Source organism: Cellulomonas sp. P22 (genome assembly GCF_044392165.1).
The window spans coordinates 166,327-178,490 of sequence record NZ_JBISBW010000007.1 but is presented as its reverse complement, the minus strand read 5'-3'; the positions used below and the strand labels follow the sequence as shown (position 1 = coordinate 178,490).

Annotated in this window: 13 protein-coding genes; 6 read left to right on the top strand and 7 right to left on the bottom strand. The window is 73.4% G+C overall.

Features of this window, described 5'->3' with window-relative positions:
• Positions 1–5: 5 nt before the first annotated feature.
• Positions 6–176, bottom strand: coding sequence for a hypothetical protein (locus tag ACGIF2_RS09815; RefSeq protein ID WP_396046030.1), 171 nt, complete (start codon positions 174–176; stop codon positions 6–8).
• 109 nt (positions 177–285) lie between these two features.
• Between ACGIF2_RS09815 and ACGIF2_RS09810 the strand changes: the two genes are divergently transcribed.
• A complete protein-coding gene (locus tag ACGIF2_RS09810) occupies positions 286–1,233 on the top strand; it encodes an LLM class F420-dependent oxidoreductase (protein ID WP_396046028.1) in 948 nt (315 codons plus the stop codon).
• Between the two features lie 46 nt (positions 1,234–1,279).
• Here ACGIF2_RS09810 and ACGIF2_RS09805 read toward each other — a convergent pair whose 3' ends face one another.
• Positions 1,280–2,554: a glycosyltransferase 87 family protein gene (locus ACGIF2_RS09805; RefSeq protein WP_396046026.1), complete on the bottom strand. Its 1,275-nt coding sequence runs from the start codon at positions 2,552–2,554 to the stop codon at positions 1,280–1,282.
• A 271-nt stretch (positions 2,555–2,825) separates the two neighbouring features.
• Here ACGIF2_RS09805 and ACGIF2_RS09800 point away from each other — a divergent pair, with 271 nt between their 5' ends.
• Positions 2,826–4,187: a uracil-xanthine permease family protein gene (locus ACGIF2_RS09800; protein ID WP_396046024.1), complete on the top strand. Its 1,362-nt coding sequence runs from the start codon at positions 2,826–2,828 to the stop codon at positions 4,185–4,187.
• A gap of 84 nt (positions 4,188–4,271) precedes the next feature.
• Here ACGIF2_RS09800 and ACGIF2_RS09795 read toward each other — a convergent pair whose 3' ends face one another.
• Positions 4,272–4,949: a LytR C-terminal domain-containing protein gene (locus tag ACGIF2_RS09795; protein ID WP_396046022.1), complete on the bottom strand. Its 678-nt coding sequence runs from the start codon at positions 4,947–4,949 to the stop codon at positions 4,272–4,274.
• A gap of 33 nt (positions 4,950–4,982) precedes the next feature.
• The gene (locus ACGIF2_RS09790; RefSeq protein WP_396046020.1) at positions 4,983–5,291 is read right to left on the bottom strand and encodes a type II toxin-antitoxin system VapB family antitoxin; all 309 of its coding nucleotides are present in this window, start codon (positions 5,289–5,291) and stop codon (positions 4,983–4,985) included.
• Between the two features lie 111 nt (positions 5,292–5,402).
• On the opposite strand from ACGIF2_RS09790, the gene ACGIF2_RS09785 reads away from it, so the two are divergent.
• Positions 5,403–6,035, top strand: coding sequence for a nucleoside/nucleotide kinase family protein (locus ACGIF2_RS09785; RefSeq protein ID WP_396046018.1), 633 nt, complete (start codon positions 5,403–5,405; stop codon positions 6,033–6,035).
• An 18-nt stretch (positions 6,036–6,053) separates the two neighbouring features.
• On the opposite strand, the gene add is transcribed toward ACGIF2_RS09785, so the two are convergent.
• Entirely contained in the window at positions 6,054–7,082 is a 1,029-nt protein-coding gene (gene add / locus ACGIF2_RS09780; RefSeq protein ID WP_396046016.1) for an adenosine deaminase, read from the bottom strand.
• 90 nt (positions 7,083–7,172) lie between these two features.
• Between add and ACGIF2_RS09775 the strand changes: the two genes are divergently transcribed.
• Positions 7,173–7,607, top strand: coding sequence for a VOC family protein (locus tag ACGIF2_RS09775; RefSeq protein ID WP_396046014.1), 435 nt, complete (start codon positions 7,173–7,175; stop codon positions 7,605–7,607).
• Positions 7,604–10,066 carry a TIM-barrel domain-containing protein gene (locus ACGIF2_RS09770; protein ID WP_396046012.1) on the top strand — a complete coding sequence of 821 codons (2,463 nt, stop codon included), beginning with the start codon at positions 7,604–7,606 and terminating at the stop codon, positions 10,064–10,066. The genes ACGIF2_RS09775 and ACGIF2_RS09770 overlap by 4 nt, the downstream gene beginning before the upstream one ends.
• A 12-nt stretch (positions 10,067–10,078) precedes the next feature.
• Here the strand turns inward: ACGIF2_RS09770 and ACGIF2_RS09765 are convergent, their stop codons facing one another.
• Positions 10,079–10,834, bottom strand: a complete 756-nt coding sequence (locus ACGIF2_RS09765; RefSeq protein WP_396046010.1) for an SIR2 family NAD-dependent protein deacylase — start codon at positions 10,832–10,834, stop codon at positions 10,079–10,081.
• A 58-nt stretch (positions 10,835–10,892) separates the two neighbouring features.
• Positions 10,893–11,540 carry an SRPBCC family protein gene (locus tag ACGIF2_RS09760; RefSeq protein ID WP_396046008.1) on the bottom strand — a complete coding sequence of 216 codons (648 nt, stop codon included), beginning with the start codon at positions 11,538–11,540 and terminating at the stop codon, positions 10,893–10,895.
• A gap of 166 nt (positions 11,541–11,706) precedes the next feature.
• Here ACGIF2_RS09760 and ACGIF2_RS09755 point away from each other — a divergent pair, with 166 nt between their 5' ends.
• Positions 11,707–12,066, top strand: a complete 360-nt coding sequence (locus ACGIF2_RS09755; RefSeq protein WP_396046007.1) for a YciI family protein — start codon at positions 11,707–11,709, stop codon at positions 12,064–12,066.
• Positions 12,067–12,164 lie beyond the last annotated feature (98 nt).

Below are 12,164 nucleotides of genomic sequence, written 5' to 3'. Positions count from 1 at the left end.
GGGCCCTATCGCACGCCGCGCTGCAACGCCCTGACCTCGCGGAGCGCGACGCTCGCGGCGATCAGCCCCGGCACCCAGGCCCAGACCCGGCCGCGGACGACGGCCGCGAGGCACGCGAACGCCACGACGACCCCGCCCGCCACGGTCGCGACGCTCGCCCACCGCACCGACCTCATGCCCGCACGCTACCGTCCGCCCGCAGCCGGCCCTGACGCGCACGGACGAACCGGACGGGCGGGATGCACGGGGAGCGCGGGGTCAGGGAGGGGTGCGAAAGTAGCAGTCATGGATGTCAGGATCTTCACCGAACCGCAGCAGGGCGCCACGTACGACGACCTGCTGACCGTCGCCCTCGCCACCGAGGAGCTCGGGTACGACGCGTTCTTCCGCTCGGACCACTACCTGCACATGGGTGACGGGGACGGGCTGCCCGGACCCACCGACGCCTGGACCACGCTCGCCGGGCTCGCGCGCGACACCCACCGGGTGCGCCTGGGCACCCTGGTGTCGTCCGCGACGTTCCGCCCCCCGGGGATCCTCGCGATCCAGGTCGCGCAGGTCGACCAGATGTCGGGCGGGCGGGTCGAGCTCGGTCTCGGCGCGGGCTGGTTCGAGGCCGAGCACACCGCGTACGGCATCCCGTACCCCGGCAAGCGCATCGGGCGGCTCGCCGAGCAGCTCGAGGTCGTCACCGGGCTCTGGGGGACGCCCGCCGGTGAGCGGTACTCGTTCGAGGGTGAGCACTACACGCTCGCGGGTGCACCTGCGCTGGCCAAGCCCGTCCAGCACTCGTCGATCGACCCGACGCGCGCGGGCGTGCCGATCATCGTGGGCGGGCACGGACCCACGCGGACCCCGGCGCTCGCGGCCCGCTACGCGCACGAGTTCAACCTCGCGTTCCCGGAGCTCGACGAGGTCGCGCTCAAGCTCGAGCGCGTGCGTGCGGCGTGCCGGGACGCCGGCCGCGACCCGGCCTCGCTCGTGCAGTCGGTGGCGCTGGTGCTGTGCGCGGGTCGTGACGACGTCGAGGTGAACCGCCGTGCCGCAGCGATCGGCCGGGACCCGATCGAGGTGCGTGGCGCCGGGTTCGCGGGCACGCCGTCGGCGATCGTCGACCGGATCGGGGCGCTCGGCGAGCTGGGTGTCACGCGCGTGTACCTGCAGGTGCTCGACCTGCACGACCTGGACCAGCTCGAGCTCGTCGCGCACGAGGTGCTGCCTCAGCTCGGCTGAGCCCCGCCGGGGCCGCTCCCGACGGGGACGACGTGCAGCTCGGCGACTACCTGCCGGCCTGGTTCGCGTCGGTCGCGTCGGGGGCCGGCCCGGTGGCCGCGACGTCGGGAGCGGGGTCCCCGTCAGGCGCGGACGGCTGACGCGCGGCCGCGAGCAGGCCGCGCACCGTCGCCACGAGCAGGGCGACGAGCAGCGCGTTGCGCAGGACGAGGGCGACGGTGCCGGGCAGCTCGCCGCGCAGCACCTGGTGGTACAGCCACGGGTACACGAGCTGGGTCAGCAGCGCGAGGGCCAGCACGACCCACGCGGTGCGGCGCCAGCGCTCCAGCCCGAGGGCCAGCGCGACCGCCACGGGCGGGGCGAGCCACCCGATGAACTGGGGCGAGCCCACCTTGTTGAACACGATGAGCACGATCATCACCAGGAGCGCGCCGCGCACCACGAACTCCTCCGAGGACGCCCAGCGCCGCTCGGGGTGGCCGCGCAGGTGCGCCCACCCCAGCAGCACCGCGGCACCCGCGAGCGCCACGGGCAGCAGCGCGCCGAGCACCCCGACCGCGACGGCGGTGCCCGGACCGCTGATCTCCCACGTGATGAGCTCGACGTTGAGGTAGCGGTTCACCGCGGGTGACACGAGCCCGACGAGCACCCACGGGGTCGCCCCGACGGACTCGATCTGCAGGCCCCGCGAGCCCTGCTCACCCAGGAAGCTGAGGACGTGGGACGCCCCACCGCCGATCGCGACGGCCCCGACCACCACGACGCACACGAGGGCCGCGGGCAGCACCACGTCCCGCCACGGGCGACGCACCGCGAGCACCAGGGGCAGCAGCACCGCGCCCGGGGCCACCTTGATCCAGGCGCCGAGCGTCAGCAGGGCCGCCGCGACGCGCGGGCGCCGGGCCGCGACGACCAGGGCCATCACCACCAGGGGAGCCACGACCGCGTCGAGCCGGCCCAGGGCCACCGGGCCGAGCGCCGCGACGAAGGCGAGCCACCACCACGCCCCACGGACGGGGTCGACCAGCGGTGGCGTGCCGTCGACCGTGCGGGCGCGCAGCAGCGCGACGACCGCGACGGCGTCGAGCGCCGCGACCAGCACGAGCCACGCCGCCAGGTACCCCGCTGCGCTCGCGGTGGTGACCAGGCCGGCGATCGCCATCGGCAGCGCCGCCGCCGCCGGGTAGACCCAGCCGCCGGTGACCGTGGGCCACGCACCCTGCGCGAAGCCGAGCTGCATCCAGTACCGGTACAGGTCCACGTCGTTGAAGGCCGACTCGGCCTGCAGCAGCGTCCCCGCGACCACCACCCACAGGTGCACGACGACGAACGCGACCCACAGGCCGGCGCGCGAGCTGTGCGGGCGGACGGTGCTCAGGTCGACCTCCGGACGCCTCGTCGGATCCCCGGAGGCCGACGGCGCGAGGGGAGGCCCAGCCTAGTGCGGCACCCCCGCGCCCCGCGGCAGGTGCGGGTCTCAACCGTGCGACACGTGCGCCGCACCCAGGCTTGGGTCGCTACCCTTCGGTCGGGTCACGGCCAGAGGCCGTCGGGGGCGGCCCGGTCACATCATGGGCGAAGGAGATCCCCACGTGAGTGGTATCGGTTGGCGTGTGCACGGCGACGGGCGCACCGTGAGCCCTGGGGGCGTCGTGGCCCCCGATGAACGGCTGAGCTGGCCGCGGACGATCGGCATCGGCTTCCAGCACGTCGTGGCGATGTTCGGGTCGACCTTCCTGGTGCCGATCATCACGGGCTTCTCGCCCGCGACGACGCTGTTCTTCTCGGCGATCGGCACCGTGCTGTTCCTGGTCGTCACCCGGAACAAGCTCCCCAGCTACCTCGGGTCGAGCTTCGCGTTCATCGCCCCGATCACCGCCGCGACCGCCTCGGGCGGTCAGTCCGTCGCGCTCGGCGGCGTCATGGCCACGGGTGCGCTGCTCGCCGTGATCGGTCTGGTGGTGCACTTCGCGGGCGCCCGGTGGATCGACATCGTCATGCCGCCCGTCGTGACCGGCTCGATCGTCGCGCTGATCGGCCTCAACCTCGCGCCCGTCGCGTGGGGCACGTGCAACCAGTCGGTCGTGGACGGCGAGATCGTCGAGACCTGCACGAACGGCTTCCGTGCCGCGCCGGTCACCGCGCTCGTCACGCTGACCGCGATCATCCTCGCGGGCGTCGCCTTCCGCGGCATCCTCGGTCGCCTGTCGATCCTCGTCGGCGTCGTCCTCGGCTACGCCGTGGCCGTGCTGCGCGGCGAGGTCGACTTCACGCTCGTGCGCGAGGCCGCCTGGATCGGCTTCCCCACGTTCGTGACCCCGACGTTCGACCCCGCGGTGCTCGGCCTGTTCGTGCCCGTGGTGCTGGTGCTCATCGCCGAGAACGTGGGCCACGTGAAGTCGGTCGCCGCGATGACCGGCCGCGACCTCGACCCGCTGACGGGCCGCGCGCTGTTCGCCGACGGTCTGGCGACCACGATCGCCGGCCTCGGTGGCGGATCGGGCACCACCACGTACGCCGAGAACATCGGCGTCATGGCCGCCACGAAGATCTACTCCACGGCCGCCTACTGGGTCGCCGCGGGCGCCGCGTTCGTGCTGTCCATGTCGCCCAAGTTCGGCCAGGTCATCGCCTCGATCCCCGCGGGGGTGCTCGGCGGTGCCACGACCGTGCTCTACGGCATGATCGGCATCCTCGGGGCGCGGATCTGGGTGCAGAACAGGGTCGACTTCTCCAACCCGGTGAACCTCACCACGGCGGCCGTCTCGCTCATCGTCGGCATCGCCAACTTCACGTGGGTCGCCGGTGACATCACGTTCGAGGGCATCGCGCTCGGCAGCGCCGCGGCGCTGGTGATCTACCACGTGATGAGCGGCGTGGCCCGCTGGCGTGGCACGAGCCAGGAGCCGGCCAGCCCGGCATCCGTGCCGAACGGCACCGAGCTCGAGCACTGACGCGGCACGGCCGGGTCACCCGTGCAGGGTGACCCGGCCGGACGTGCGTGGCGGTCGGCCAGGGGCGGTTCAGCCGGGGCCGGTTCAGCCCTCGGCGCCGTCGCCCTCGGTGGTGCCGTCCTCGGCCGCCGGGTCGGGCGTCGCCGTGGCCGTCGGGGCGGCGACCGGGGTCACGTCCGCGAGGGGGGTGCAGGAGGGGGCGCCGACGAGCACCACCGCGGGGTCGAGCGTGACCTGGTCCATCGGGAGCAGGTCGTTGAAGCGCTGCCCGACGACGAGGTCGACCGACGCGTCCTGCCGGTCGTCGAGCTTCAGCACCGGGTCCTTGAGGTGCGCGGCGAGCGTGTACGCCGCCGCGACCCCCGCCGTGCCGAACGAGACGCGCGCCCCGCCGCCGTTCTTGCCCTGGGCGCTGTTGCCCGTGGCGATCACGGCGAACCCGCGCGCTGCGAGCTCCGTGCCGGTGCGGGTGGCCAGACCGCCCACGTTCGAGGCGTTGTAGACGTTGACCTGGACCTGGTCGTAGGCGACCGGGAGCGCCCCCTCGGGCGGGCACGGGTAGATCGCGTCCGGGTCGATGGTGGGCGTCGCGGTGCTGAACTCGCGGGCCAGGAACGGGACCTCGACGGCACCCGAGAACACAGCGGCCGAGCCGATCCCGGCCACGGCCAGGCCCGCCAGGAGCAGGCCGAAGATGCCGGCCTGGCGCTCGTGCATGTGGCGCCGACGCAGCGTGCGGGCGCGGTCCGGGTCAGTGCTCATCTGCTGCCGCTCGTTCACTCGGTCACGCCGTGGTCACTCGGTCGCCGTCTCGATGACCAGGACCCGCGCGTGAAGGATGGGGCGCTGGTGGAGCGCCGCCCGCACCGCACGGTGGAGGCCGTCCTCCAGGTACATCACGCCTCTCCATTGCACCACGTGGGCGAACAGGTCGCCGTAGAACGTGGAGTCCTCGGACAGGAGGTTGTCGAGGTTCAGGTCACGCTTGGTCGTCACGAGCTCGTCGAGGCGCACCTGGCGCGGCGCCACCTCGGACCACTGCTTGGGCGTCACCAGCCCGTGGTCCGGGTAGGGCCTGCCCTCGCCCACTGCCTTGAAGATCACGGCGCGAGTCTAGGTGCAGCGCTCGCGGGGCCGAGGCTCTGCCACGCAGTTGGTGCAGACCTCACACCTTCGAGGTGCGGGTCGCCTCGGCGGATACGCCACGATGGGGGCGTGGAACGACGACTGGCGGTGGCCGACCTGCCCGGGCGTGTCCGCGGACTGACGAGGTCGGCGGCTGGTCGACGGGTCGTGGTGGGGATCGTCGGGCCCCCGGGGGCGGGCAAGTCCACCGTGGCCGAGCGCCTCGCGGCCGAGCTGGGCGCGACGGTGCGCGTGCTGCCCATGGACGGCTTCCACCTGGCGCAGCAGGAGCTCGTGCGGCTGGGCCGCGCGGCCCGCAAGGGCGCCCCCGACACGTTCGACGTGGACGGCTACGTCAGCGCGCTCGCCCGGGTGCGCGCCGACACCGGTCGCACCGTGTACGTGCCGACGTTCGACCGTGCCCTCGAGGAGCCCGTCGCGGGCGCCCTGCCGTTCGGTCCCGAGGTGCGGGTCGTGCTCACCGAGGGCAACTACCTGCTGCACGACGCCGGCGGCTGGGAGCAGGTGCGTCCCCTGCTCGACGAGGCCTGGTACCTCGACGTCGAGGACCAGGTGCGGGTGCGGCGGCTCGTGGACCGGCACGTGCGCTTCGGTCGGCCGCCCGCGCAGGCGCGTGCGTGGGTCGAGCAGGTGGACGAGCTCAACACCGCGCTCGTGGCGCGGGGGCGCGACCGCTCCGACGTGGTCGTCGCGGTCGACTGACCCCCGCGCCCGGCGAGGTCAGACGTTCGCCGCGACGTACGCGTCGATCTCCGCGAGGTACCCGGCCTTGTCCTCGTCGCTCAGCCACGACGCCTCGAACGAGTTGCGGGCGAGCTGCACCACGTCGGCGACGCTCAGGCCCGCCTTCTCGGCGAGGGCCACGTAGTTGCCGGCGACGTAGGCACCGAAGTACGCCGGGTCGTCGGAGTTGATCATGATCTTCACGCCGGCGCGCAGCAGCGCGACGATCTCGTCGGCCTTCATGTCGTCCGTCACGAAGCTGTTCGACACCGGGCACGACGTCAGACCCAGACCGCGCTCGCGCACGATCTCGACGAGGCGCGGGTCCTCGACGATGTTCGTCCCGTGGTCGATCCGGTCGACGCCGATCTCCTCGATGACCTGGCGGATGTGCTCGATGCTGCCCACCTGGTCGATGTCGCAGTGCATCGTGAGCTTGAGGCCGAGCTCGCGGGCGCGCGCGAACGTGTCGGCGAACTTGAGCGGCGGGTTGTCGCGCTCGTCGGAGTCGAGGCCCACGCCCACGATGAGGTCCTTGAACGGGGCCGCGGACTCGAGCGTCTCGGCGGCCGACTCGGCCGTGTGGTCGCGCAGGAAGCACAGGATGAGCGCGGACGAGATGCCGAGCTCGTCGCGCGCGTCGACGGTCGCGCGGTGGTAGCCCTGGACGACGTCGGCGAACGGCACGCCGCGCGTGGTGTGGGCCTGCGGGTCGAAGAACATCTCGACGTGGCGCACGCCGTCGGCCGCGGCACGGCGCAGGTAGGCCATCGCCAGGTCGTAGAAGTCCTGCTCGGTGCGCAGCACCTCCATCGCGGGGTAGTACACGGCGAGGAAGCTCGCGAGGTCGTCGAACTCGTACGTGGCGCGGACCTCGGCGACGGTCTTCTGGTCGAGCTCGATGCCGTTGCGCTTCGCCAGGGCGAGCTTGAGGTCGGGTTCGAGCGTGCCTTCGAGGTGCAGGTGCAGCTCGCACTTGGGCAGTCCGGCGATGAACTCCGGGGTGGGTACGGTGGCCGAGGGCATGTGGTGTCCGATCCGTGCGCTGGGACTGTCTCCGGGGCCACGAGGGGGCACCTCAGGACGCCCGTCACCCCCGAGCGTAGCCTCGGGGAGATGACGACGAAGGTCTACGTGAACCTCCCGGTGCGCGACCTGTCGCGGTCTGTCGAGTTCTTCGGGCGCCTCGGCTTCGTGATCGACCCGGACGTCTCGGACGAGCGCCGCGCGGGCGTCGTGCTCAACGAGGACGCCTACGTGATGCTGCTCGACGCTGAGCACTTCGCGACGCGCACGTCCAAGCGGGTCACGGACCCACGCACCCACGCCCAGGCGATCTTCTCGCTCTCGGCCGAGAGCCGGGAACGGGTCGACGAGATCGTGCGCGCCGCGCTCGACGCGGGCGGCACCCCCGCGGCCGACCCGATCGCGGACGGCCCGTTGTACGCGTGGTCGTTCGAGGACCCGGACGGGCACCTCTGGGAGGTCGCGCACATGCCCGTGCAGGACGCGCGGCCCGATGCGGAGCCCGACGCGGGGCCCGACGCGTGAGTGCCGTGCTCCCCGACGCGCCGGCGTCGGTGGCCGATCCCCAGGCCGTGGTGCAGGGCCCCGGCTACCGGTTCACCGTGCTCACGAGCCGCCTGGTCCGCATGGAGCGCAGCGACGCCGACGTGTTCGTCGACGCCCCCACCCAGGTGGTGCGCTCGCGCCGCTTCGACGTCCCCGAGATCACGGTCGCGGACTCCGACGACGCGCTCGACATCTGGACCGAGCACCTGCACGTGCGCTACGACAAGGGACCGTTCACCGCGGCTGGGCTCTCGGTGTCGATGCGCACGCGTGCGCAGAGCTCGCACCGCACGCGCTGGAGCTACGGCGACCAGGCCGTCGGCACCGACGGGCGGCCCGCGAACCTGGGGGGCACGGCACGCACGCTCGACGACGTCGACGGTGCGCTGCCGCTCGAGCCCGGGCTGCTGTCGGTGCACGGCTTCGCTGTGCTCGACGACTCGCGCTCGCTGCTGCTCACCGACGACGGCTGGGTGGCCCCGAGGCCCCCGGGCGCGGGCGAGGACCTGTACTTCTTCGGGTACGGGCGCGACTACCAGGACGCGCTGCGCGACTTCTTCGCGCTCGCCGGTCCGAGCCCGCTGCTGCCGCGCTGGGCGCTGGGCAACTGGTGGAGCCGGTACCACCGCTACACCGCCGACGAGTACCAGGCCCTCATGGACCGCTTCGCCGCCGCGGGCATCCCGTTCTCGGTCGCGGTGCTCGACATGGACTGGCACCTGGTCGACATCGACCCGAGCCTGGGCAGCGGGTGGACGGGCTACACGTGGGACCCGGGGCTGTTCCCCGACCCGGCAGCCTTCCTCGCGGCCCTGCACGCTCGGCACCTGCGCGTGACCCTCAACGTGCACCCCGCCGACGGGGTGCGCCGGCACGAGGCGGCCTACGCCGACATGGCGCGCGACCTGGGCATCGACCCGTCGTCAGGGCTCGAGATCGCGTTCGACATCTCCTCGCGGGAGTTCGTCGAGGCGTACCTGCGGCGGCTGCACCACCCGCACGAGGAGATCGGCGTCGACTTCTGGTGGCTCGACTGGCAGTCGGGCACGAACGCGCGCGTGCCCGGCCTGGACCCCTTGTGGATGCTCAACCACGTGCACCACAGCGACTCGGCGCGGGACGGGAAGCGCCCGCTGACGTTCTCCCGGTACGCGGGGCTGGGCAGCCACCGCTACCCGGTGGGCTTCTCGGGCGACACCGTCGTCACCTGGGCCTCGCTCGACTTCCAGCCGTACTTCACGGCCACGGCCGCGAACGTCGGCTACTTCTGGTGGAGCCACGACATCGGGGGGCACCTGGGCGGCGTCAAGGACGACGAGCTCGCGACGCGGTGGTTCCAGCTCGGCGCCTTCTCCCCGGTGAACCGTCTGCACTCGACGGCCAGCGCGTTCAACTCGAAGGAGCCGTGGCGGTTCGGCATCCAGGCCGAGCAGGTCATGACGCGGTTCCTGCGGCTGCGCCACCAGCTCGTGCCGTACCTGTACTCGGCCATGTGGGCCGCACACACCGACGGGGTCGCGCCGGTGCGCCCGATGTACCACGACCACCCGTGGGAGCCCGACGCGTACGAGGTCCCGAACCAGCAGCTGTTCGGCCCCGACCTGCTGGTCGCCCCGATCACGTCACCGGCCGACCGGGCCACGCACCTGGGCCAGGTCGCGGCGTGGCTGCCCGAGGGCACCTGGTACGACCTGTTCACGGGCCGCCGCTACGACGGCGGGCGCCGGCTCGTGCTGCACCGCACGCTCGAGCAGCTGCCCGTGCTGGCCCGCGCGGGCACGGTGCTGCCGCTCGCGGCCGACCCTATGGCCGACACGGGCGACAACCCCACCGCGCTGGTGCTGCGCGTCCTGCCCGGGGCCGGCGGGCGCACGCTGCTCGTCGAGGACGACGGCCAGGGCGACCCGGGCCCCGCGGACCGCCAGCTCACGCCGGTGGCGCTGGTCTGGGACGAGCACGGCCCGGACGCCGACGGGGGAGTGCGCGCCGACGCCGTGCTGACCGTCGAGCCGCCCACCGGCCCCGGTGTCAGCACCGCGCGCACGCTCACGCTCGACCTGGTGGGGGTCGACGCGGTGCGCCGCGTGAGCGTCGGCGGGCGCACCCTGACCGTGGACGAGGTCGGGCTCGTGAGCGACGCGACCCACGGCGCGCGGCCTGGCACCGGGCAGGTGCTGCGCGTCGAGCTCGGAACGCTCGACCTGACCGACGGCGTCGAGGTGCACCTGGAGGGCCTGCGGCGGCGCGGCCCCGACCTGCACGGCGACGTCTTCGCGCTGCTCGACGAGGCCGAGATCGCCTACGACACCAAGTCGCGCGTCATGGCGCTCGTCGAGCGGATGTCCGGCACGGCCCTCGTCTCGACCCTGCACGGGCTCGACCTGCCCGGGAACCTGTACGGCGCGATCGTCGAGGTGGTGGCGGCCGCAGCCGAGTGACGCGGCGTGCGGTCAGGCGTTCCCGGCCAGCAGGTCGCGGACCAGCTCGGGCAGCGCGTCCTCGATCGGGCGCCGGAGCACAGCGTCGGCGAGCCGGTCGTAGGGCGTGGGCTCGGCGTTGACGATCACGATGCGCGCGCCAGCGTCGGCGGCCACCGCGGTCAGGCTCGCCGCCGGCTGCACGCCCAGCGTCGACCCGACCGCCACGAACACGTCGCTCGTCGCGGCGGCCTCGACCGCGGCGTCGAGCACGTCGGCGGGCAGCGGCTCGCCGAACATGACGACGTCCGTCGCGAGCGGTCCGCCGCAGCGCGCGCAGTGCGGGTCCGGGTCGGTGTCGAGCCGGGCCAGGACGCCGGCGGTCGGTTCGGTGGCCCCGCAGCCCAGGCAGCGCGTGCCCGTCAGGCTGCCGTGCAGCTCGAGGACCTTGCCCCCGGACGTCCCCGCCTTCTGGTGCAGGCCGTCGAAGTTCTGGGTCGCGACGGCGCGCAGGGCGCCCGCTCGCTCGAGGTCCACGAGCGCCAGGTGGCCCGGGGTCGGCTGCGCGGTCCAGACCGGGTGGTCACGCCACATCCGCCACGCCCGACGGCGGATGTCCGGCTCGGCCAGGTACCAGTCGAGCTCGAGCAGCCGCGAGGCCAGCGGGTCGCGGGTCCACACGCCCTGCGGCCCCCGGAAGTCGGGGATGCCCGAACCGGTGGAGATGCCGGCCCCCGTGAGGACGGTGACGGACGGGACCGGGGCATCGGGCACGGCGGGGTCGCTCACGCCCCGACCGTACGCCGCAGCCGGGGCGCGGTCACCCCGCCCGGTGCCGGTCGAGGGCTCAGGCCGCGGGGCCGCGGGCCTCGAGCTCGGCGCGCTGCTTGACGCCCCGCAGCATCCGCTGGCTCATGAGCAGGCTGACCCACTCGACGGGCTCGACGAGCAGCGCCGACCACGGCTGCGTGTACCCGTAGCGCTCGCGGACCACGAGGCGCGTGGTGCCGCCCGGCGCGTCGCGCAGCACGAACGCCCAGCTGAACTCGTACGGCGCAGGGGCGGAGCCGGCGGGCGCCGCACCGCGAAGCACGAACGCGCGGCCCGGGTCCACGATCTCGACGCGCAGCCCGCCGTCCGGGTGCAGCAGCACCTCGTCGCCGACCGCGAGCTCCTGCCACTCGGGCACGATGCGGTCCGCGCTGTGGATGTCGCAGCCCACCAGGTTCTCGAGCAGGTCGTAGCTGTAGAAGCCGGCGCGCCCCTGGCCCATCTGCACGATCCACGGCCACACCTCCGCCGGGGAGGTCCGCACGCTGATGGCCCGTGTCGCGACGAGCTGCGGATCGGGCACCAGGTCGTCGCCCGGCAGCCCCGCGGCGACCTCGCCCTCGGTCGCCCCCCAGCGCAGCGACTCGCGTCGGGCCAGCACCACGCCGACGGCCACCCCCAGGCATGCGAGGGTCAGCCGCGCGGCGCGGCCCCGGCTGCTCATGCGTCCACCACGTTCGTCATACGGGCAGCCCACCAGCACCGGGCGCACCCCGCAAGAGACCGACGTCCCTGTCCGGCTGGTGGTCGTCCGCGAACCGCCCCAGCATGGAGACGGGCGTCCGACGCCGGCCGTCCACCGCGGTCCGGGCGCGCGAGGGGGCGGTGACGTGCAGTTCATCATCATGACGTTCGGCGACAGGTCCGGGCTCGAGGGCAGGTCCAAGGGCTGGGTGCTCGAGATGCTCGCGTTCCTGCAGGGGATCGACGAGGAGCTCGAGGCGTCCGGCGAGCTCGTCGAGCAGCGTTCGCTCGCCGACCCCTCGGAGGGCAAGACCGTGCACATGGACGCGGGGCTGCCGTACACCGCGAACGAGCCCTTCGTCGCTCCCGCCCGCTCGCTCTCGGGCTACTGGGTCGTGGAGGTCGTGGACGAGGCCCGCGCGCTCGAGATCGCGACCGAGGTGACCGTGTTCCTGCAGGACTCGGTCGAGGTGCGGCAGGTGCTCGAGGAGCGCACCGTCGACTGACCGGCACCCCGGCCGACCGCCGGTCGGGTGAAACTCCCCGATCGGTGTCAACCTCCGGCGGGGCTCGCACGTGTACCGGGTATGACAGTCCTCGTGTC

Excerpts from the sequence above, each read along its gene's own strand:
- add (WP_396046016.1), bottom strand. The coding sequence starts at position 7,082 with ATGCCCTCGGCCACCGTACCCACCCCGGAGTTCATCGCCGGACTGCCC.
- ACGIF2_RS09760 (WP_396046008.1), bottom strand. The coding sequence starts at position 11,540 with ATGAGCAGCCGGGGCCGCGCCGCGCGGCTGACCCTCGCATGCCTGGGG.
- ACGIF2_RS09795 (WP_396046022.1), bottom strand. The coding sequence starts at position 4,949 with ATGAGCACTGACCCGGACCGCGCCCGCACGCTGCGTCGGCGCCACATG.
- ACGIF2_RS09810 (WP_396046028.1), top strand. The coding sequence starts at position 286 with ATGGATGTCAGGATCTTCACCGAACCGCAGCAGGGCGCCACGTACGAC.
- ACGIF2_RS09815 (WP_396046030.1), bottom strand. The coding sequence starts at position 176 with ATGAGGTCGGTGCGGTGGGCGAGCGTCGCGACCGTGGCGGGCGGGGTC.
- ACGIF2_RS09775 (WP_396046014.1), top strand. The coding sequence starts at position 7,173 with ATGACGACGAAGGTCTACGTGAACCTCCCGGTGCGCGACCTGTCGCGG.